Source organism: Thiorhodovibrio frisius (assembly GCF_033954835.1).
In the GTDB taxonomy this organism is placed as follows: Bacteria; Pseudomonadota; Gammaproteobacteria; order Chromatiales; family Chromatiaceae; genus Thiorhodovibrio; species Thiorhodovibrio frisius.
The window spans coordinates 4,344,095-4,362,579 of record NZ_CP121471.1; the positions used below are offsets into that span (position 1 = coordinate 4,344,095).

Sequence of the window (18,485 nt, forward strand, 5' to 3'; positions counted from 1 at the left end):
ATTTATCATCCAGCATGCAGCTTCCGTTAAAAAGTCAGTCATTCAATGCAATTCGATGGTTGAGTTTTGCAATTTCAATCCGCGTGATGCTGCAGTTACTGCAAGTCGCATTTCTCGCCCGCATCCTCGCCCCTACCGACTTCGGCCTAATGGCCATCGTTATCTCTCTCACATCGATTCTGAATTTGTTTTCTGACCTAGGTCTTGGCAAAGCCATTATCCATCATCAAAACATTTCCGCGAGCCAGTTATCGAGTCTTTACTGGCTTAATTTTAGCGCAGCCCTGCTGTTAATGGGCCTGATGATGATTGCGGCGCCTTTCGCGACCTGGCTCTATGCCGATCCCCGTCTGCTGCCGCTCTTGCTAGCCGCTAGTTTAATTTTTCCCATCACGGCAATCGGGCATCAACTGCGCATGCAGGCCGAAAAACAGTTGCGCTTTGCGGCGTTGGCTGCCGTAGAAATCAGCGCGGCTATCTCAGGCTTTCTTTGCGCGCTCAGCGTTGCACTCTTCGGTGGCGGAGTCTGGGCTCTGCTCGCAGGAATGCTTTTCAGCGCAACAAGCACCGCTTTGCTGTCCTGGCGCTGGTTGGCTGCGGGCTGGCGACCGGCTTGGCACCTGAGTGTCCAGGAATGTCGGACATTTTTGAACTTTGGTGGGTTTGCGATGGGAGAAACTCTGGCAAATACTCTGAGAATGCAGTCCGATGTGTTGCTTGGTGGTCTGTTTCTTGGATCAGCCAATCTGGGTTTTTACAGCCTGCCACGTGATCTGAGCCTGCGCATCGCCTTTGTAATCAATCCTATTATTACCCGCGTTGGCTTTCCTGTGATGGCTCGCGTTCAGGGGGACGTGGTGCGGTTAAAGTCGATTTATCTGCAAACTCTACGCATGACCGCTTCCGTGAATTTTCCGCTGTATCTGGCACTCGCGCTCTACGCCGAGGATATTGTCGTTATTGTCTTTGGTGCCGACTGGCATCCGGCAGGCGACTATCTGCGTCTTTTTGCTCTGACGGGGTTATTGCGCTCTACCGGGAATCCCTCTGGCAGCCTAGTTTACGCAGTTGGGCGTGCGCGACGCGCGTTTTGGTGGAATCTGAGCTTGTTGGTAATTGTACCCTGGATTTTCCTCATCGGTGTCTGGCTTGGGGGAGCGAAAGGTCTGGCCTGGTCATTCCTGCTGACTCAGCTTGGCATTTTTATCCCGGCATGGAGGGTGTTGATCTATCCACTCTGTGGTGCTCGCTTCAGTGAATTTCTCGGCGCGTTATGGCCGCCATTGTTGATCGCCGCAGTGGCAGGTAGCGTGGCCTATGGAGTTAGCTACGACATTGAGCAGAGCGGGTTGCGAGTTCTGTCAGGGTTATTGATCGGTGCATTTGTTTATCTTGTGTTGAGTATTTTTTTCAATCGAGTCTGGGTTGCTGCCATGCGCGATCTTTTGGTAGTGAAAGAGAAATGGGGTGCGGGACCGATGTTTCCGGCGCAGAGAGATCGGTGAACGGAAACCGGCAGCTTATAGATGGTATTCATTTAGTTAAGCAATACCGGCATGGTGTGACTATTCAATTCGATATGATTTTGATCGTCACGCTATTGAATTTACACCTAAAGCAAAGGAATTATGGGGACAGTGCGGCCTGGCAAGGCCGCGTGCTCTAGCGGGTTAGAGTCCCGCCCGGGTAATCGTGAGCCGCGAGCCCGGTATCAAGCCTTACGGCGCGAAGGGTAACTGACGCGTCGGTGCGTAGGCATGAAAACAGGCGAGGTGCAAAGGTAGCGGGTGAAGCCGCCCCTGAAGGTGTAGAGCCCCGAAAAGAATTTGTCGGAGAGTGCCGACGGGTTTGTCCCCCCGGCAGGCAACACTCCATGTCGCGTCAAGGTCAGTGGCATGGAGACTCCCCGGGGTCCGAGGCCGTATCGAGCCTTACATTGAGAGCACGTGGTAACCAGGGAGATCCAACAGCCGGTCTGCGGGAGGTGGGCACCGATGAACAAGTCTAATCAACGAGGACATCGGCGGTGGTTGCTGGAAGTCGGAGCCACTCGTATGAGCGATGACGCCCGGTAATGCGGGTCGAGCAAAGGAGTGGCGGTTTGGGAGATTGCATTGGTCTAACACGCCCCTACACCGAGAGGACTCTGCGCGTGAAAACGAGAGCCGATGCGATTCACACCAATGGAGCCAAGCGCGAGAAACATGGGTGGTCTGATGGAAGGAGGGCTTTCTGTGTTGATGGGTTGAGACAGCCCATTCCTTGGTGAATGACCTGAACTGGGAGCCGGATGGTGTAACACTCCAAGTCCGGTTCTGCGAGGAGCCGGGTAACGAAGCTGCGCATGGTCAAAATATCGTGGCACCGTCGGGAAACCAGGCGGAAACAGAGAAAACAAACCTTGACCTAAACGCGGACAAGTTCCTGGCTTACTCTCCGGATAGGTTTATTTTCTCGAAGGATTTCTTCATCTCGCGGCAGAATTTTTTGCCCACGCCTCCGACGCGAACCAGGACTTCGTCGTCTTGGTTGGTGGACTTTGTCATCGGGTTCGGTCTCAGCTGCCCATGCGCTCGATCAGCATGGGCATGGCGAGCCGAAAGAGGGAGCCCATGAACAGCAGCAGGACGAGCAGGATGGCGTTGACCAGCAAAAAGGGGTCGAGGACGTCGCCGGGCAGGCCGGTTAGCCAGTCGCAGGCGATGAGGATCAGCGGGGTGAGCGGCAGGATGAGTGCCCACAGCAGGCCGAGCGCAGTTTGGCGGTATTGGGCGCTGATGTCGCGCACGGCGAGTCGCCATGCCAGGCCGCGGCCGCGCCAGACATCCCGAAACAGGTCGGCAAGCAGCCGCGACGGCTGGCGCAGCGCGGAGCCGGGGGTGTAGACGGTGACCTGGAGTGGCTGGGGTTGGGGCATGGGGCTCGGGTAGTGGCGGGACTTGGCGCGGCGGCGCTGTTTCTGGGGAAGTGCTCAGGTGGCGAGGAGTTGTTCGAGCGTTTCAGCATCAAGGATGCCGTCGAGCCATGCGTCGAGCTGGTCGCCATCGGCCTTGTTGATGCGCTCCTCGGCCCATTCAGGCAGGGGGCCGAAGCGGCGGGTGATGAGGCGTAATAGACCGTGTCTTTTTCCTTTAATCTCGCCCTTAATCTCGCCCTTAATCTCCCCCTTAATTTCTCCCTTAATCTCGCCCTTAATCTCTCCTTCAATTTCGCCTTCGGCAAAAATCTCTTGGTATGCGCGAGTTTCTTGCAATGGTGTCAGGGTTTGAAACATGTTGCGAATCTCCGTTAGCGATAGGGTGCGGAAGCGTTCGATAAACCAATATTCCAGGAGCGCACTCAACCGTTCGCGATGGACTGGTTCTATGTCGGCTTCGCTGATGGTACGCCAGAGCTGCGGGGCTTGGGTTCGGAGTTCCTTATCAGTCCAGATCAGCGGCGCCAAGACGGCCAGAAAGGGATTGGTCGGCTCGCGCTGGAAGAGTGTTTGCAACCAGTCTTGCAGGTAGACCACATCGAGCAGGTGACAGTTGCTGCCGATGCCTTGCGGTTGCGCGGGTTGATCGGCTTGGCGCGGGACGATGAGCAGTCCGCGGACATCTCGATGAGGCTGAGTTTCGCCGAACAGGCCGATTTTAGTCAGCAGGTTATAGAGCGCGGCGGGCTTGCGTTCGATCTGAAATTCCACGATCCAGGCCGGACCGTTGTGGCCGATGGGCTCGCACAGGCCGTCAATGCGCCGCTCGATGTTTTTGAGCGTCTCGGAGCGAAATTGATAAGGACCTTGGAGTTTTTTGCCACCGGCGAGGATGCGAAAGGCCTCGGGGCCGAGTGCGAGGAAGTCGTAGATGGAGATGTCGGTCTTCATCAGACTCAGATGCGCTCAGGCGGCCTTGGTGTGACTGATGTCGAGAGCGGTGTCGGTGATCGGACGGTGCCACAGAAGCAGTTGTGGGCGTTGGCTGAGCGTTGGGCCGAGCCGCTCGAACTCATTGGCAGAGAGTACCAGGACGCGGATTTTGCGTTTGATGTGGCGTTCTGTTTTTGTGATCAAGTCGGCGAGATTGGTTTGGTTGATGTCGCCGATCAGCAGCAGGTCGACCAGACCGGAGTCTTTGCCGACGGCGTAGTCGTCGAGCAGGATGGCTTGTTCCAGATTACCCAGGCGCTCGACAATGCTGTCGATGATGCGGTCCATCCCGAGGGCCTTGTGCACCATGGAGCGCAGTTCGGGAAAGAGCGGGTGCTCGGGGTTGGCGCTGTAGAAGGTTTGCTTGCCCTCGGGCTCGCTGCGCAGGAAGCCGGCGGTTGCCAGTTGTTGCAACTCGCCGTGGACTTGGCCGGGGGATGCGGCGCAGTCGCGCGCCATCTGGCGCAGGTGGATGCGCCGCGCCGGGTCAAGAAGCAGGCGCATGAGGATGCGCACGCGGGTCTTGGAGGCGATGAGGGCGTCGAAAACGGTGTTGGGGGCTGAGTCGGGCACTGGATCGTGGAATGTTGGGCGAAACCTGATAATTTCTGTTCTCTAAGTAAGAACAATAGGCGGCGGGTGCCTGGGTGTCAATGTCGAATCCGCAAGTTTTTGTTTAGTCCATGGGGCGGTTTCTGATGGGTCTGAAACATCTTGCGAATCTCCGTGAGGGTTTACAGCGGAAGTTGTCGCACGCGCAAGGTGGTTTCCGTGGCATTGACGAAGACGCCATGCGTCCAAGCAACTCTTTCCAGGCGGAGCACCGCAGCGAGTCTTCGATTCACGACCTCCGAGGTTTCATTACCAAGTCGGAACAAATGACACTCGGCAGTTGCTCGCCACTGATGGCCACCTCACTCCTTAAGCTCTTAACTGGTTCGCTAGCATAAGAGAAAAGTGCCAGGCTCGAAATATTTTCTCGAATCAAAGATGGCTCTATTGTCTAGGCGACTTGCCGGTCTCGTTGCTGGCAAGCAAAGTGATAAAGGGTTTTTGGCGGAATGTCGACATGACCTTCGTTGAATTCTAGACAGCCCCACTCGGAATCGAGATGAGCGGTTTGCAACTGCTCCTCCGAGACATGGTGAGCGATCAGGTCGCGAAGGTCGACCGAGGTGACTTCGCCGCTGTCGAATGTCAGTCGATAGCGATCACCTTGCTCTTGCTGAAGAGACTTGAGTTTCATCCATTAATCCAAGGGTTCTAGGTGCCGAAATCGCAGTGTGCGGACGAGTCGGCAACGAGGATCATCCCCCGTCAAACCCCGAGAGTTCCGCAATAAGGTCATCGCGACTGATGTCGATGATAGGCACCTTGTTCCGCTTGCAGGTCATCATGAAATCATACAAATCCACACCTGCCAATTCGGCCGCTTTCGAGAGGGTCACACGGCCTTGCTGATAGAGCCATAGCGCATAGGAGATGGCGACCTCCTGACGAATTTCAGCGGCCCCTTGAAAGTTTACGAAATCATTGGGTAGTTCAATCGCTATTTGCATGGCGGTCTCCGCGTGATTTGACGAGAGAGAAAACCGGGACGAGAGAAAACCGGGACGGGTCCGGTTTTTCATTTCGAGACATACCCGTTCGTCATGATGGTCACCCGCTACTTGCTCGCACCCGATATTGAAAGGGACTGGAGTCGATCCGCCCGCGCATCTCGATCCGTTCAGCGTCCGGCTTGATGAGACCGGCGCCGCAGGTGACGAGGGTGCGGGCACGGGTGCGTGACGTGTATTTTTTTTCAAGCATTGATGTCCAGAGGGTTATTCAAATCGGCAGTTCATGGCGGCTGCTTCGCAGATCCGTTCGGCAGTCTTACTGTGTGAGCGTTGATAGAACAGCTTTCCCACGCGTTCAATGTGGGCGCGCAGGCCCGCATGGTCGATCTGGTCAAAGAGCGAGAGATCGACTTGGTAGGGGATTGGAGACTCATCAAGTTGGGCGGCGATCTTAGACAGCATGTCCAGATTGAGCCCCTGACCGAATAGAGTGAGGTCGATGTCGGAGCCTGGTCGGTGATTTCCCTTGGCGCGCGAACCATAGATGACCGCTTTTTCCACGGCGGGCACCTCGGTGAGAATGTGCCGTATCGCGCGGGTCGTGGTGAGTGGCAAGCCGAATTCAAGCATACTCAAGCTTCCGCAGCAAAGCGCTGTTGCAGATCCAGAAAGGCCTGATAATACCGATCCACGATAGCCGCAGCCACGGTGCTTGCGACAGCTTGATTGTAGGTGTGGCTAGAGAGATTGCGTTTGTCGATCATGTCCATCCACACCTCGCCATCGCGAACCAATCCCCGTTTAAAGGCTTCGCGCGCGGTGCTTCTGGAGCCAACCAGCCCTTGGATACCTTCCATTTCGAGGTAATCCTTCAAGACATTCCAACCAAGCTCATGGGTAAACTCGAACCCTTGGATCAACCCTTGTTGCTCGAGATCGGACAGGGGGCGCTGTTCTTGGAGCTCAATGGCGAGTGTGAGTTGATGCAGGGCGCGTTGAAAATTATCAAAGCGTTGTTTCCAACGAATATCATGCGTCACAGCCACTCTCCGTCAGTAACAGGTCTAAAGAATGCAATCGCTGGCTTCAGCCCATCTTCCAGCGTCACTCCTGGCTGCCAGCCGAGTGCCTCGCGCGCGAGACTGTCTGGTGTGGATGCACCTAGAGTCGCCTTAGACCTCGCTGGTGGATGCCTGAAAGATCCGCGCCTTGGGGCGCGGCTCATGGGGCGGCACCGCTTCAGATCGCGGTAAAAGTTCTCGTGAGGGCCGATGGCGATAAAGATGCGCGTCGCTTCGCTCGACAGGTAGGCTAGCAGGAACGGCTGATTAACGCAGTCGAACTTGTACACCCTCACGCCAGTATAGTGGACACGTCTTGGAGAGCGGTGTTTAATCTTCTCAAGAATCTTCTCAGTTTACAGTCCATCGCCCCATGACGACCAAGCAGCAACTGGCCCGAGATCGGCTAAGAACGGCTCTTGCCCGCCGCTCGGCGGTCAAGGCCGCTGACCTGGCGATGGAACTCGGCGTGAGTGTCCCAACCCTGCACCGGCTGTTGCAGGAAAGCCCCGAGCCGATCCTGGTTGCCGGAAAAGCCCGCCGCACGCGCTATGCCCTGCGCCGTCCCCTGCGCGGTGATACCGCTGACTTGCCCCTTTACGCCATTGATGAGACCGGGCGGGCGACGCTGCTAACACGGCTTGCCACGGTCTTTCCGTCTGGCTGCTGGATGCCGTTGCGGGACACCGATTGGCCGCTGACCGAAGAGGAACGCGATGGGTGGTGGGACGGTTTGCCCTATCCGCTCTATGACATGCGACCGCAAGGCTTCATGGGACGACAACTGGCACGCGGTGCGCACCAGTCGTTTGGCGTTCCCGAAAACCCGAACCTTTGGACTGACGATCACATCCTATTCGCACTGAGTCGGATCGGTACCGATTTGCCCGGCAATCTGATTTTGGGGGACTCTGCCTGCGAGCGCTGGCAACAGGATTGCCATCGCCCGGCCGATCCGTGGCGGGAGTCCGAAACACCGGCCCGGTATCTCGAAGCCGCCGAAGCGGCATTGGCCTTGGGGCTGGCAGGTTCCAGCGCCGCCGGCGAATTCCCCAAGTTCACAGCCCTGCGTGAGTTGTCCGGCAGCCTGACGCCTCATGTTCTGATCAAGTTCTCCGGGGCCGATGCCTCGCCGACGGTCACTCGCTGGAGCGATCTCCTAATCTGTGAGCATCTGGCCCTGGACTACGCGCAACGCCTGCCAACTGTCGTCAGCGCCCGCAGCCGGATCATCGCTCACGGCGGACGGACCTTTCTGGAAGTTGAGCGGTTTGATCGGCATGGCCGTTTTGGCCGCAGTCCGCTCATCAGCCTGGAAACGCTCAACGCGGCCTTGTTGGGCAAGGATCCCTGCGACTGGCGCCCATTGGCCGATGCGCTGGTCGCTGCCGGCCTGCTAAGTGTCGAGGATGGCCGGAGCATTCATCTGATCTGGTGGTTTGGCCGCCTGACCGCCAATACCGACATGCATCTGGGCAATCTGAGTTTTCGCCCGGACCAAGCTCGCCTCTCTTTGGCGCCCGTCTATGACATGCTGCCCATGCTCTATGCGCCCCTAGCCGGGGGCGAACTGCCGACGCGCTCTTTTGAGCCGCCCTTGCCGCTGCCCCGCGAGCGTGACACCTGGCTCATCGCCTGCCAAGCCGCCGCCGACTTTTGGGACGCGGTCCGTGCAGATATGCGCATCAGTACTGGTTTTCGCACATTGGTTCGCGACCATGGGGCGCTGTTGCGGGCAGCCGGCGAACGGGTTTGATGGATCGCGGGCCGGCTACCACAATTTTGCAACACAATTAAGGGTTCCGTAATTACAAGGTTCCGGGCTCGAATTTTTGTACCACCCGCGCCGTCGAGATCTATCGGCGCAATCGTGGCTGGGCCTTTGCGCGCATCACGGAGGGCTGGGTGCAGCTGGAGTGTCTCGATATCGAGGTGGGCATGGAGACTCTGTATGAAGACGTGCCGTTTCCAGTATGAACTGGTCACCAGAGTTCAGTTTAGGCGACTGATGAACCCAGCGCTCGATCAGCGGCTGCACGAGTTCAGGATGTTTTTGGTAGAGCGCGGCTGCGAGTTCCCTTGCGCGTTGGACAAGGTCTTGATCGCGCAGTGGGTCGGCTAGGCGCAGGCGGGCGTGGCCGGACTGGCGGGTGCCTAGCACTTCCCCGGCGCCGCGCAGGCGCAGGTCGGCGTCGGCTATTTTGAAGCCGCTGCGCTCCTCGCGCAGCATTTTTAGCCGCTCGAACGCCTGGCCGGTGAGCGGCGGATGGTAGAGCAGCAGGCAGACGCTCTCAACCCGCCCGCGCCCGACTCGGCCACGTAGCTGGTGCAGTTGCGCGAGGCCCAGGCGCTCGGGATTCTCGATGATCATCAGGCTGGCGTTGGGCACGTCGACGCCAACCTCGATGACCGTGGTGGCGACCAGCACCTGGAGTTCACCGGCGGCGAAGGCGCTCATGACCGGCTCACGCTCGAGCGGCTTCATGCGCCCATGCACCAGGCCAATGCGCTGGCCAGGCAGTTCGCGGGTGAGTTCGGCTGCGGCATCTTCGGCCGCCTGGCATTGGAGCGCTTCGGATTCCTCAACCAGGGTGCAGACCCAGTATGCCTGGCGACCGCTCTCGCAGGCTGCGCGCAGTCGCGCCATGACCTCGCTACGGCGGGTGTCGGGCACCGCGATGGTCTGGATCGGCTGGCGTCCCGGCGGCAGCTCATCGATCACCGACAGGTCGAGGTCGGCATAGGCGGTCATGGCGAGCGAACGCGGAATGGGCGTGGCAGTCATGATGAGCTGGTGGGGTAGGCGCCCATCCCGTTGGCCCTTTTCACGCAACCGCAGGCGCTGATGTACGCCGAAGCGATGCTGTTCGTCGATGATCACGAGCCCCAGCTGATCGAACTGCACATCCTCCTGGAAGAGCGCATGGGTGCCGACCACCAGAGGGGCCGCGCCAGTGGCCAGCGCCCGCAGAATGCTTGCGCGCTCAGCGCCCTTGTGACGACCGGCCAGCCACTGGGGTTCGATGCCGAGCGGCACGAACCATCGCTTGAAGCTGCGCAGATGTTGCTCGGCCAGCAGTTCGGTTGGCGCCATGAGTGCCACCTGCGCGTCGGACTCCAGCGCCTGGGCGGCCGCCAGAGCGGCGACAATGGTTTTGCCGGAACCGACATCGCCCTGCAACAGGCGCAGCATCGGGCGCGCGATGGCAAGGTCGGCGGCAATCTCGGACAGCACCCGGCTTTGCGCGCGCGTTAGCTCAAAGCCAATCAGGTCGCGCAGCCGCACAACCAGGTTGCCGGTACCCGGCAAAGGGCGAGCGCCTAATTCCCGCAACTGCTCGCGAAACACCCGCAGCGCAAGCTGCTGTGCGATCAGCTCTTCCAGTGCCAGGCGCTGAAAGGCGGGATGGCGGCGCTCCAGCAGCGCCTCGGTGGAGATATCCGGTGGCGGCCGATGCAGGATGCGCAACGCATCGGTCAGCGGCGGCAACTTGAGCGGGCCTAGCAGAGATTCTGGCAGCAACGCCGGCAGACATTCGGGTTGGGCCCGCAACAGCGCGAGGCTCTGCTCGGTCAGCGAACGCCACAGGGTCTGGCTCAGCCCCTCGGTCGTGGGGTATACCGGGGTTAGCGCGGGCGCTGCTCCATCCTGTTCACCGCCCACGTCCGCTGATATTGAGAGCGGTTCACTCTTGGATTCCCCGCTCGAGTCTCCGTCAGCGGGCTCCTCGGCGAGAAATGCAAGCTCCGGGTGAATCATCTCGAGCCCCTTGGGGCCAGGGCGCACCTCGCCAAACACATTGACCCCCGCGCCCGACTGAAACCGGCGCATCAGGGGCTGGCCAAAATGGAAAAACCTCAGCCACAGGCGCGCACCGGTGTCTTGGTCCGCATCGGCAAGCGCGACTAGCAGCGCGCGTCGGCGGCCCTGATGAATGTCAGCCGTTAGAATACGTCCCTGCACCAATGCTTCCTGCCCAGGGCGCAACGCGGCAATCGCGCAGGCACAGGTGCGATCCTGATAGCGTAGTGGCAGATGCAGCAGCAGATCAGCGACACTGCGAACCCCCAGATGCGCGAGGCGTTCGGCAATTCGCGGCCCTGCCCCGCGAAGCTGCTCGACTGGCAAGGCTCTCAGATCGGGCAAATCGGGCAGATCGGCAGGCGGCGACGCTGGTGTTTTCATGTTCGTCCTTGTCCCACAAGCAGCCGACACGCCGCCAACCAAGACTCATGATCCCGGGCACCCCGGACGATGAATCCCTGACAATTTGCGCTAGACGCCGCAGGCCAAAAGGAGTCCAACGATGATTTCTCAACAACAGCTCAAGATCGCGACCCGCGGACGCGGGCTTTATCGCCTTGACGACCAGCTCGGCCGGACGGTGCGCGAGAGCGGCATTCGCACCGGCTTATGCCATGTCTTTGTGCAACACACCAGCGCATCGCTCTTGATTTGCGAAAATGCCGACCCCCAGGTCGGGCGCGATCTGGAAGCCTTTCTGGCCCGGCTGGTGCCAGATGGCGATCCGCTGTTCGGACACGCGGATGAGGGGCCAGATGACATGCCGGCCCATATCCGCTCGGTACTGACAAAAATGGATATTAGCCTGCCCATTGTTGAAGGACGCTGCGGCCTTGGCACCTGGCAGGGCGTCTATCTCTATGAGCACCGTGCTCATGCTCATCAGCGCCGGGTTTTGGTCACTCTAACTGGAGAATAACCCCCTGCCGGCCCTGTAAGCGCCAGCTCAACCCCGCGCAGCCGAAGCCGGGACTTCTTCGGTGATCAGGGTACGCGGCGCTCCACCTTGGCGGGCTTTGAGCGCTTGCGCAAGCTGATGCACGGCCATGGCATAGTAGGTGCTGTGGTTGTAGCGGGTGATGGCGTAAAAGTTATCAAAGCCTACCCAGTACTCATAACCACTGCCGACATCGAGCTGCAACAGGCTCAGGCGCTGCTGACCGGCGGGCAGCCGCGCGGCGTCGATACCCAGCGCAGTCAGCTCGGCTGGGCGATAGTTGCTCGGAAAGCCAGTCTCAAGACTTGCTGGCACGGCCTTGGCGACGCTGACCCGCCGCGCTACCGGCTGACCAGGGCGCCAACCGTGGCCGATGAAATAATTCGCCACACTGCCGATGGCATCCTCGGTATCCCAGAGGTTGCGATGACCGTTGCCGTCAAAATCGACGGCATAGCGGCGGAAGCTCGAAGGCATGAACTGTCCCAGCCCCATGGCACCGGCGAAGGAGCCAACCGGTTGCAAGGGGTCAAACTGTTCATCGCGCGCAATAATCAGGTAATGCGCCAACTCGTCGGTGAAGAACTCAGACCGGCGCGGGTAATCGAAGGCCAGAGTCGACAGCGCATCGATGACGCGGTGCGAGCCCAGATAGCCGCCCCAGCGGGTTTCCACGCCAATGATGGCGACCAGATACTCGGCCGGCACGCCGTATTGCTTCTCGGCGCTCGCCAAGGTGCTAGCGTGACGACGCCAGAAGTCAGTCCCCGCCGCGATATTTGACTCTTTTAGGAATTTGTTACGATAGCGCAGCCAGGCACCAGTGGGGCGACTCGGTTTGCTCGGACGCGGTGCGGTTTTGTGCATGTAGTCGATGATCCACTGCTGGCGCTCGACCTGGGAGAACAGGCGCGCGAGTTCCGCCGCATCAAAGCCCTCGGCCTGCATGCGCACCATGAAACGCTCGAGGCCCGGATCACCCGCATAGTCTCCCTGCACGCTAGCTGCCGCCGATACCTTGCGCAGAGAAGCGGCTCGCACAGCGGCCCCACCCATGTCGCTCCTGGTGGTAACAAAGCCATCCGCACCCCGCGAATTTCTCGCAGAGGCGACCAGGCGCACATCGGAATTGGACGTTGACCGCGCATGCGGGGACTGGGCAGAACTGGACTGGGCAGAACTGGACTGGACAGAACTGGGCTGGCCCGCCCCGGCGGCGAACCCGACCGCCTCGCCATCCGTGGTGTCGGAGGCTCTGGTCTGCTGAGTTGAACAGCCACTGAGCGCCACAGCCGCGCAGGCCAATGGCAGCAGAAATCGCGCTTGCAGGTTGGTCATGCCTCTGTGTCCTCGCGGCAGATATCGGACAATAAATAGCTAAGGCTTATGGTACCGCCATCCCGGAACATCAATCCGTGAGATTCAGGGCCAAGACGCCGTCAACAGACATCCTGGCTTTGTTCGCCACTTGGAGTGGCACTCTTTGGGCTGGAACTCTGTGGGCTGGAAATCTGTGGGCTGGAAATCTGGGCCCATCACTCATCCAGCACCAGGATGGCATCCATCTCCACCCCGGCACCTTTTGGCAAGGCGGCGACGCCAATGGCCGCGCGCGCCGGGTAAGGTTCCTGGAAATAGTCGGCCATGACCTGATTCACCAACGGAAAATGACTCAGGTCGGTCAGGAAAACATGCAGCTTGACCAGATCCTGAAAGCCGCCACCGGCCGCCTGGGCGACAGCAAGCAGATTATCAAACACACGGCGGATCTGCGCTTCCATGTCGCCATCAACCAGTTCCATGGTCGCGGGATCGAGAGGAATCTGTCCCGACAAATAAACAGTCTTGCCGGCCCGCACGGCCTGGGAGTAGGTGCCAATGGCCTGCGGCGCCTGGTCGGTGTGAATCTGGGTTCTGGTCATGCTTGAAATTCCGCTGTTGCTTTTTGCTTGTGCCCCGGTATGCAATGCTTGGGCGCTTTGGTTTGGGGGCTTGGACCGACCATCATGGCGCCCTAACGGGCAAAAGCGCACTGCCCGCAGCCAAGGCTCGTTGAGCACCTCAGCGTGAGGCGAACAACCGCTGCCACCAGCGCCTCCGCCCCCGTGCCGGCGCGGTCGCGGTCGGCAGATCCACCGGAGCGAGCAAGGACAGCGTCCAGCCCGGCAGCGGCGGATTATCGCTGAAGCCACAGACAACACCGAGGTTGTTTGGGTCGTAAATCTTTACAAAGCGCGGCTCGCTTAAGGAGTCGGCATAAACGATGCCACAAAAATCCTCGTCGTGCTCGCGTTTGAGCAAAAGGTCGATTTCGTCGATAAAGCGCCTGATCCGATCCGCTCCAAGGGGTTCGCTCGGCGGTGGCTCGCCCAAAGCGTAGAGATACCAGCCCTGATCCGCGCGCTGGCGCAGCACCTGCCAGAGTGCCTCGAGCTGCGGCCAGCGCAGAGCCGAGGTAAAACTGCCGCGAAATGCGACCAGATAGGGATCTTGGTTCGGCGTCTTTGTGGTCATTCGCATTCCGCGTTGCTGTGATAGGCTGCCGTGCCGTTTTTGTGCTGGCGCAAATTCCGGGTCGGGACAAGTTTCTGGCCAGAACAGATTGTTGAGGATCATGCCGTCATGATAGGCCTGTACGCTGCAAAGATTGACCATCTCCCGCTCATCGGTCAAGGCAAAGTGCGCGACATTTACGCTGTTGATGATGAGTGGCTGCTCATCGTCACCAGCGACCGGCTGTCGGCCTTCGACGTGGTGCTACCGCAGCCAATTCCCGGTAAAGGCGAGGTTCTGACCCGGGTGACGCGGTTCTGGCTCGCGCGCACCGCGCATCTGATTCCCAACCAATTGCCGCAACAAGGCGCGAACGCCCCGGCGCTCGAGGAGCTGATCCCCGACCCTGAACAGCGCGCGCATATTGGCGAGCGGGCCATGCTGGTGCAGCGTCTGCGCCCATTGCCGGTGGAGGCCGTGGTGCGCGGTTACCTGATTGGTTCCGGCTGGAAGGATTATCAGCGCGAGGGTGCTGTCTGCGGCATCGCCCTGCCACCGGACTTGGTGCAGGCAGCAAGGCTACCCGAGCCCATCTATACCCCGGCGACCAAGGCCGAGGTTGGCGCCCATGATGAGAACATCCGCTTTGAGCAGACCCAAGAGCTGCTTGGAGACGACCTTGCCGCCAAGGTGCGCGACATCAGCCTGCGGCTCTACAAAGAAGCCGCCGCTTACGCCGCAGCGCGCGGGATTATTATCGCTGATACCAAGTTTGAATTCGGCCTTGATCATCAGGGGCGCCTGCATCTCATCGACGAGGTTCTCACGCCGGATTCCTCGCGCTTCTGGCCAGCCGATGCCTACCGCCCGGGCAGCAGCCCGCCGAGCTTCGACAAGCAATTTGTGCGCGATTATCTGGAGTCCATCCAGTGGGACAAGCGCCCGCCCGGCCCTGAACTGCCAGCAGAGATTATCGCGCAGACCGCCGCCAAATACGCCGAGGCCGAGCGACGACTAACCGGCTGAGCGTCAGCGGAGCACAAAGACGATGACGCGTCTCACCACCCTCTTCCCCTTGTGGGCGCTGCTCGGCGCCCTGCTTGCCTGGTGGCTGCCAGGGCTGTTCGCCCCCGGCAAGCCGCTTATCGTGCCGCTGCTCAGCCTTGTAATGCTGGGGATGGGATTGACCCTGGACTGGCGCCAATTCGCCACTGTCTGGTCGCGGCGCTCCGTGGTGGTTCTGGGCGTGAGCTTGCAGTTTTTGATCATGCCGCTCGCCGCTTGGGCAATTGCCATTGGCCTGCGGCTGCCGCCAGAGCTGGCCGTTGGTATGGTGCTGCTCGGCGCGAGCCCAGGCGGCACGGCATCGAACCTGATCTGCTACCTGGCGCGCGGTGATGTGGCCCTCTCAATCACCCTGACAAGCGTCTCGACCCTGCTCGCCATCCTGGCCACGCCGGCGCTGACGCTGGCCTACGCCGGCCAGCAGGTGCCGGTGCCGGCAGCCGCCATGCTGATCTCGATGCTGAAAGTGGTGCTGGCGCCTGTAGCCATCGGCGTAGCCATTAATACCTGGCTGGGCAGGCGCCTGACGCGGGCAAAAGCCGCGTTCCCGGTGATCTCCATGCTGGCAATTGTGATCATCATTGCGATTGTGGTGGCGCTCAACCGCGATCAGATCGCGCAAACCGGCGCGCTTCTGATGTTGGCCGTGATGCTGCACAATGGCTTTGGATTGCTCGGCGGCTATTGGCTCGCCCGCTGGCTCACGCACGACGAACGCACCGCGCGCACCCTGGCCATTGAGGTTGGCATGCAAAACTCCGGGCTCGCAGTTGCCCTGGCCAGCCAGTATTTTTCCGCTGCTGCGGCTCTGCCCGGCGCCATTTTCTCTGTCTGGCATAACCTGAGTGGCTCGCTGCTCGCCGCCGCCTGGGCGCACCGCCCAATCCCGGGCAAGAATAATCGATCCGCACAAAGTCGTGATCAATGACACAATTCCGCAACAATCATGCGTTTTCGCCGCCATCGGAATCAACAATCTCGCACAAAGATGCAACGGAGCAAAAAATCGATCCGCAAACGCGCTAGAATGCCGACATCTCAACGAAGGTGATCTTGGTTATGTGGCCTTTACTGCTGCGCGCGCTCCTGGTTCTGGTGTTCGCGCTTATTCTATTTGCCCTTGTCGGACCACTATTCATCGACCCCAATCCGGCCCCCGAACACTCGCCGGTGCATGTCGAACCGTCTGCGGCAACCTTCGGGTTCATCACCATTCCCGTCAGCGGCACGCCGGGACTGCGTGTTCATTATCGCGACTCCACTGACCCCCAGCGCGATGATCTCAACCCGCTCGGCCATCGGAATTTTCTTCTGCTGCACGGCTTTACCTTCAACCTGTCGACCTGGGACCCGATGTTCGTCTTCTTCGCCAAGGAAGGACGCACGGTCGCTTATGACCAACTCCCCTATGGGCTGAGCGAAAAGCCCTTGCCGGCAGGTCTCAAAGACGCCAACCCTTATGCCAAGGCATCTGCCATCGAGCAACTCCTTGCCCTGATGGACGCGCTCGAGATGCCGCAGGCGATCCTGGTGGGTAACTCGGCCGGCGGCACCCTGGCACTTGATGTCGCGCGGCGCGCACCCGAGCGCGTCAGCGGCCTGATTCTGATCAGCCCCTGGGTTTACGCCAATCGCCCCACCTTCCCGGCCTGGCTGGTCAACTCTCCACAGATGAAGCGCATCAGCCTGCTGCTCGGGCGTTATTTGGGCAAAAACATGCCGCTGCTCGATCTCGCCTATGCCAACCCCGAACGCATCAGCGACGAGCGGCGGGAGCTTGCCGCTGACCATAGCTGGACACCCGGCTGGGATCTGGCCTGGGGCGCGCTGATGAACCGCTCACTGATCGATGCCGTCACCGTCAGCGAATCGCTGGCGGACATCACCCAGCCGACCCTGATCATCGCAGGCGCAGAAGATCAAATCGTCAAGATGGCCGACAGCGCCCGCGCCGCCAACACCATGCCCAATGCTGAATTCGCAGTCCTGCCCGAGTGCGGTCACGTCCCACACGAGGAATGCCCGGATCTGGTCAGGGCGATCATTGCCGACTGGCTACGGCGCCTCTAACACCGCTGCGGCCAGCGCGGACTTGCGCGCGACTGGTCACCACGCTTTCCAGGCCATCGTAGTCGCCATCGGGAGCGAGCCGATAGCCGCTGATTTCGGCGCGCCTGGCCAGAATCTGGTCCTCATACCAGAGCGGGACATAGGGCAGTTCGCGCAACAACCGCGCTTGCAGCTCGCGATAGAGCCTGGCCCTTTCTGCCAGCCCCTCGGTCATTCCCGCGCGGTCGATTAAATCATCGACCCGCGCGTCGCGAAAGCGCCCGCGATTGGCACCTTTAGGCGGCAGGGATTCACTATGAAACACATAGCGAAAAATATCCGGCCCCCGCACCCCCACCCAGGTCAGACTATAAAGCTGAAAGCGCCCGGCCTTGATGTCGCCAAAGAAGGTGCCCCAATCATAACTGCGGATGCGAAGCTCAATGCCCACCGGCTTAAGTTGGGCTTGAATCACACTGGCCACGCGCAGCCGAAAGGGATCGCTTGAGGTCTTGTAGCTCAGTTGCAGCGGGCGCTCAGGTCCGTAGCCAAGCTCGGCGAGCAGCTCCCGCGCGCGTTGCGGATCATGCGCATAGGGCTTGAGGTCGGGCGCACCGGCCCAGTGCTCTGGTGGCAGCAGCGCCTGCGCGGGCCGTCCCAGACCACGAAACAGGTACTTGAGAATGGCCTCGCGATCGATGGCATGGGCAATAGCCAGGCGCAGCTGGCGTTGGCTTAGCAGCGGATCCTCGAGATTAAAGCCCAGGTAAGCGAAATTCACGCCGGGGCGAGTTTCGACCACCACGGCGGACTGCTCACGCAGGTAATCGACCAGCTCCGGGGCCAGATCGTTCTGTAGCATCTGGACCTCACCGCGCAGGAGTTTCATAACCCGCACATTTGGGTCTTTGACCGTCACCAGCTCGATGCGCTGACCGTCGCGGCGACGCTCAAGCAGCAGCCGGCCAGTTTCCGGCCAATCACGGACCAGAAAGGGTCCGCTGCCCAGAGGTGCGCGCGCAAAATCCCGACCAGCGGCAACTGCCTTTGCCGGCAGAATGCCAAGACCAAGATAGGACGGAAACAGCGGGTCCGAGCGGCTCAGCACAAACTCCAGATGATCCTCATCCAGCAGCCGGATCTCCTCGATCAGATCAAGCTGCGATCCATGCGGGGAGCCCGTCGCCGGGTCGAGCAGGGATTGGTAGGTGGCCGCAACATCCGCTGCCGTCAGCCAACTGCCATCGGAAAAACGCCGCCCCTCTTGGCCCAGCGCAAAGCGGTAGCGCCGCGCCGAAAGCTGCTCCCAAGTTGCCAGGCCAGGCACCACCTGGCCAGTGTCATCAAAATCGACCAGCGTGCGATAGAGCAGATGATTGACCCGCTCGGAGGTGGCATCCGTCGCATGGCGCGGATCGAGATTGCGCGCGGAGTTGGCGATGCCAAACCTAATGACGCTATCGGGCTCATTGGGCGCACCGCAAGCCACAAGCAGCAGGCAGGCCCAAAGCCCGAGCAGATGTCTGAGCAAGGGCCAACGCGGGTGGTAACAAGTCTTCAGTGCGCGCTGGTGCTGGCTGTTATGCACGGATCAGACTCTTGG

The 18,485-nt window shown here is 60.0% G+C and carries 20 protein-coding genes; 6 read left to right on the forward strand and 14 right to left on the reverse strand.

The annotated features are described in order from the left end of the window. Positions 1 to 14: 14 nt before the first annotated feature. The gene (locus Thiofri_RS19920) at positions 15 to 1,505 is read left to right on the forward strand and encodes an MOP flippase family protein (protein WP_009147885.1); all 1,491 of its coding nucleotides are present in this window, start codon (positions 15 to 17) and stop codon (positions 1,503 to 1,505) included. A 1,052-nt stretch (positions 1,506 to 2,557) separates the two neighbouring features. Here the strand turns inward: Thiofri_RS19920 and Thiofri_RS19925 are convergent. The 9 genes from Thiofri_RS19925 to Thiofri_RS19965 all read right to left on the reverse strand — a co-directional run bounded on the left by Thiofri_RS19925 (position 2,558) and on the right by Thiofri_RS19965 (position 6,829). Further along, positions 2,558 to 2,917, reverse strand: coding sequence for a hypothetical protein (locus Thiofri_RS19925; protein ID WP_009147887.1), 360 nt, complete (start codon positions 2,915 to 2,917; stop codon positions 2,558 to 2,560). A 54-nt stretch (positions 2,918 to 2,971) separates the two neighbouring features. After that, on the reverse strand, positions 2,972 to 3,868 hold the full coding sequence (locus Thiofri_RS19930; RefSeq protein WP_009147888.1) for a DUF2887 domain-containing protein: 897 nt from the start codon (positions 3,866 to 3,868) through the stop codon (positions 2,972 to 2,974). 15 nt (positions 3,869 to 3,883) lie between these two features. Continuing rightward, a complete protein-coding gene (locus Thiofri_RS19935; RefSeq protein WP_009147889.1) occupies positions 3,884 to 4,483 on the reverse strand; it encodes a winged helix-turn-helix domain-containing protein in 600 nt (199 codons plus the stop codon). A gap of 430 nt (positions 4,484 to 4,913) precedes the next feature. Then, a complete protein-coding gene (locus Thiofri_RS19940; RefSeq protein WP_009147891.1) occupies positions 4,914 to 5,156 on the reverse strand; it encodes a DUF2442 domain-containing protein in 243 nt (80 codons plus the stop codon). A 61-nt stretch (positions 5,157 to 5,217) separates the two neighbouring features. Then, a complete protein-coding gene (locus Thiofri_RS19945) occupies positions 5,218 to 5,469 on the reverse strand; it encodes a UPF0175 family protein (protein WP_009147892.1) in 252 nt (83 codons plus the stop codon). 100 nt (positions 5,470 to 5,569) lie between these two features. After that, positions 5,570 to 5,722, reverse strand: a complete 153-nt coding sequence (locus Thiofri_RS19950) for a hypothetical protein (protein ID WP_009147893.1) — start codon at positions 5,720 to 5,722, stop codon at positions 5,570 to 5,572. A gap of 14 nt (positions 5,723 to 5,736) precedes the next feature. Further along, complete coding sequence (locus tag Thiofri_RS19955; protein ID WP_009147894.1) at positions 5,737 to 6,102, reverse strand: nucleotidyltransferase domain-containing protein; 366 nt, start codon at positions 6,100 to 6,102, stop codon at positions 5,737 to 5,739. Positions 6,103 to 6,104: 2 nt separating this feature from the next. Continuing rightward, positions 6,105 to 6,512, reverse strand: coding sequence for a nucleotidyltransferase substrate binding protein (locus tag Thiofri_RS19960; RefSeq protein ID WP_009147895.1), 408 nt, complete (start codon positions 6,510 to 6,512; stop codon positions 6,105 to 6,107). Further along, positions 6,509 to 6,829, reverse strand: a complete 321-nt coding sequence (locus Thiofri_RS19965; RefSeq protein ID WP_223296707.1) for a type II toxin-antitoxin system RelE/ParE family toxin — start codon at positions 6,827 to 6,829, stop codon at positions 6,509 to 6,511. The genes Thiofri_RS19960 and Thiofri_RS19965 overlap by 4 nt, the downstream gene beginning before the upstream one ends. Before the next feature lie 77 nt (positions 6,830 to 6,906). On the opposite strand from Thiofri_RS19965, the gene yjjJ reads away from it, so the two are divergent. Continuing rightward, positions 6,907 to 8,289: a type II toxin-antitoxin system HipA family toxin YjjJ gene (gene yjjJ / locus Thiofri_RS19970; RefSeq protein WP_009147896.1), complete on the forward strand. Its 1,383-nt coding sequence runs from the start codon at positions 6,907 to 6,909 to the stop codon at positions 8,287 to 8,289. A gap of 135 nt (positions 8,290 to 8,424) precedes the next feature. Here yjjJ and recG read toward each other — a convergent pair whose 3' ends face one another. Beyond that, on the reverse strand, positions 8,425 to 10,719 hold the full coding sequence (recG, locus tag Thiofri_RS19975; RefSeq protein WP_009147897.1) for an ATP-dependent DNA helicase RecG: 2,295 nt from the start codon (positions 10,717 to 10,719) through the stop codon (positions 8,425 to 8,427). A gap of 121 nt (positions 10,720 to 10,840) precedes the next feature. On the opposite strand from recG, the gene Thiofri_RS19980 reads away from it, so the two are divergent. Beyond that, positions 10,841 to 11,257, forward strand: a complete 417-nt coding sequence (locus Thiofri_RS19980) for a secondary thiamine-phosphate synthase enzyme YjbQ (protein WP_009147898.1) — start codon at positions 10,841 to 10,843, stop codon at positions 11,255 to 11,257. 27 nt (positions 11,258 to 11,284) lie between these two features. Here Thiofri_RS19980 and mltB read toward each other — a convergent pair whose 3' ends face one another. The 3 genes from mltB to Thiofri_RS19995 all read right to left on the reverse strand — a co-directional run bounded on the left by mltB (position 11,285) and on the right by Thiofri_RS19995 (position 13,789). Further along, positions 11,285 to 12,613 carry a lytic murein transglycosylase B gene (mltB, locus tag Thiofri_RS19985; protein WP_009147899.1) on the reverse strand — a complete coding sequence of 443 codons (1,329 nt, stop codon included), beginning with the start codon at positions 12,611 to 12,613 and terminating at the stop codon, positions 11,285 to 11,287. Between the two features lie 197 nt (positions 12,614 to 12,810). Continuing rightward, positions 12,811 to 13,197, reverse strand: a complete 387-nt coding sequence (locus Thiofri_RS19990; RefSeq protein WP_009147900.1) for a RidA family protein — start codon at positions 13,195 to 13,197, stop codon at positions 12,811 to 12,813. Positions 13,198 to 13,336: 139 nt separating this feature from the next. Continuing rightward, positions 13,337 to 13,789, reverse strand: coding sequence for a hypothetical protein (locus Thiofri_RS19995; RefSeq protein ID WP_009147901.1), 453 nt, complete (start codon positions 13,787 to 13,789; stop codon positions 13,337 to 13,339). A 108-nt stretch (positions 13,790 to 13,897) separates the two neighbouring features. Here Thiofri_RS19995 and Thiofri_RS20000 point away from each other — a divergent pair, with 108 nt between their 5' ends. The 3 genes from Thiofri_RS20000 to Thiofri_RS20010 all read left to right on the forward strand — a co-directional run bounded on the left by Thiofri_RS20000 (position 13,898) and on the right by Thiofri_RS20010 (position 16,903). Beyond that, positions 13,898 to 14,794 (forward strand): phosphoribosylaminoimidazolesuccinocarboxamide synthase, encoded by an 897-nt coding sequence (locus Thiofri_RS20000; protein WP_009147902.1) that lies wholly within the window; start codon positions 13,898 to 13,900, stop codon positions 14,792 to 14,794. A 22-nt stretch (positions 14,795 to 14,816) separates the two neighbouring features. After that, entirely contained in the window at positions 14,817 to 15,761 is a 945-nt protein-coding gene (locus tag Thiofri_RS20005; protein WP_009147903.1) for a bile acid:sodium symporter family protein, read from the forward strand. A 131-nt stretch (positions 15,762 to 15,892) separates the two neighbouring features. Next, complete coding sequence (locus tag Thiofri_RS20010; protein ID WP_009147904.1) at positions 15,893 to 16,903, forward strand: alpha/beta fold hydrolase; 1,011 nt, start codon at positions 15,893 to 15,895, stop codon at positions 16,901 to 16,903. Here Thiofri_RS20010 and Thiofri_RS20015 read toward each other — a convergent pair. Next, a complete protein-coding gene (locus tag Thiofri_RS20015) occupies positions 16,875 to 18,470 on the reverse strand; it encodes an ABC transporter substrate-binding protein (RefSeq protein ID WP_009147905.1) in 1,596 nt (531 codons plus the stop codon). The genes Thiofri_RS20010 and Thiofri_RS20015 overlap by 29 nt on opposite strands. Positions 18,471 to 18,485: the final 15 nt, after the last annotated feature.

Bases quoted from the DNA above. Each gene is read 5' to 3' on its own strand.
- Thiofri_RS19990 (WP_009147900.1), bottom strand. From the start codon at position 13,197: ATGACCAGAACCCAGATTCACACCGACCAGGCGCCGCAGGCCATTGGC.
- Thiofri_RS19920 (WP_009147885.1), top strand. From the start codon at position 15: ATGCAGCTTCCGTTAAAAAGTCAGTCATTCAATGCAATTCGATGGTTG.
- Thiofri_RS19980 (WP_009147898.1), top strand. From the start codon at position 10,841: ATGATTTCTCAACAACAGCTCAAGATCGCGACCCGCGGACGCGGGCTT.
- Thiofri_RS19950 (WP_009147893.1), bottom strand. From the start codon at position 5,722: ATGCTTGAAAAAAAATACACGTCACGCACCCGTGCCCGCACCCTCGTC.
- Thiofri_RS19930 (WP_009147888.1), bottom strand. From the start codon at position 3,868: ATGAAGACCGACATCTCCATCTACGACTTCCTCGCACTCGGCCCCGAG.
- mltB (WP_009147899.1), bottom strand. From the start codon at position 12,613: ATGACCAACCTGCAAGCGCGATTTCTGCTGCCATTGGCCTGCGCGGCT.
- Thiofri_RS19925 (WP_009147887.1), bottom strand. From the start codon at position 2,917: ATGCCCCAACCCCAGCCACTCCAGGTCACCGTCTACACCCCCGGCTCC.
- Thiofri_RS20005 (WP_009147903.1), top strand. From the start codon at position 14,817: ATGACGCGTCTCACCACCCTCTTCCCCTTGTGGGCGCTGCTCGGCGCC.
- Thiofri_RS19955 (WP_009147894.1), bottom strand. From the start codon at position 6,102: ATGCTTGAATTCGGCTTGCCACTCACCACGACCCGCGCGATACGGCAC.
- Thiofri_RS19945 (WP_009147892.1), bottom strand. From the start codon at position 5,469: ATGCAAATAGCGATTGAACTACCCAATGATTTCGTAAACTTTCAAGGG.
- Thiofri_RS19940 (WP_009147891.1), bottom strand. From the start codon at position 5,156: ATGAAACTCAAGTCTCTTCAGCAAGAGCAAGGTGATCGCTATCGACTG.
- Thiofri_RS20000 (WP_009147902.1), top strand. From the start codon at position 13,898: ATGATAGGCCTGTACGCTGCAAAGATTGACCATCTCCCGCTCATCGGT.
- Thiofri_RS19995 (WP_009147901.1), bottom strand. From the start codon at position 13,789: ATGACCACAAAGACGCCGAACCAAGATCCCTATCTGGTCGCATTTCGC.
- recG (WP_009147897.1), bottom strand. From the start codon at position 10,719: ATGAAAACACCAGCGTCGCCGCCTGCCGATCTGCCCGATTTGCCCGAT.
- Thiofri_RS20010 (WP_009147904.1), top strand. From the start codon at position 15,893: ATGTGGCCTTTACTGCTGCGCGCGCTCCTGGTTCTGGTGTTCGCGCTT.
- yjjJ (WP_009147896.1), top strand. From the start codon at position 6,907: ATGACGACCAAGCAGCAACTGGCCCGAGATCGGCTAAGAACGGCTCTT.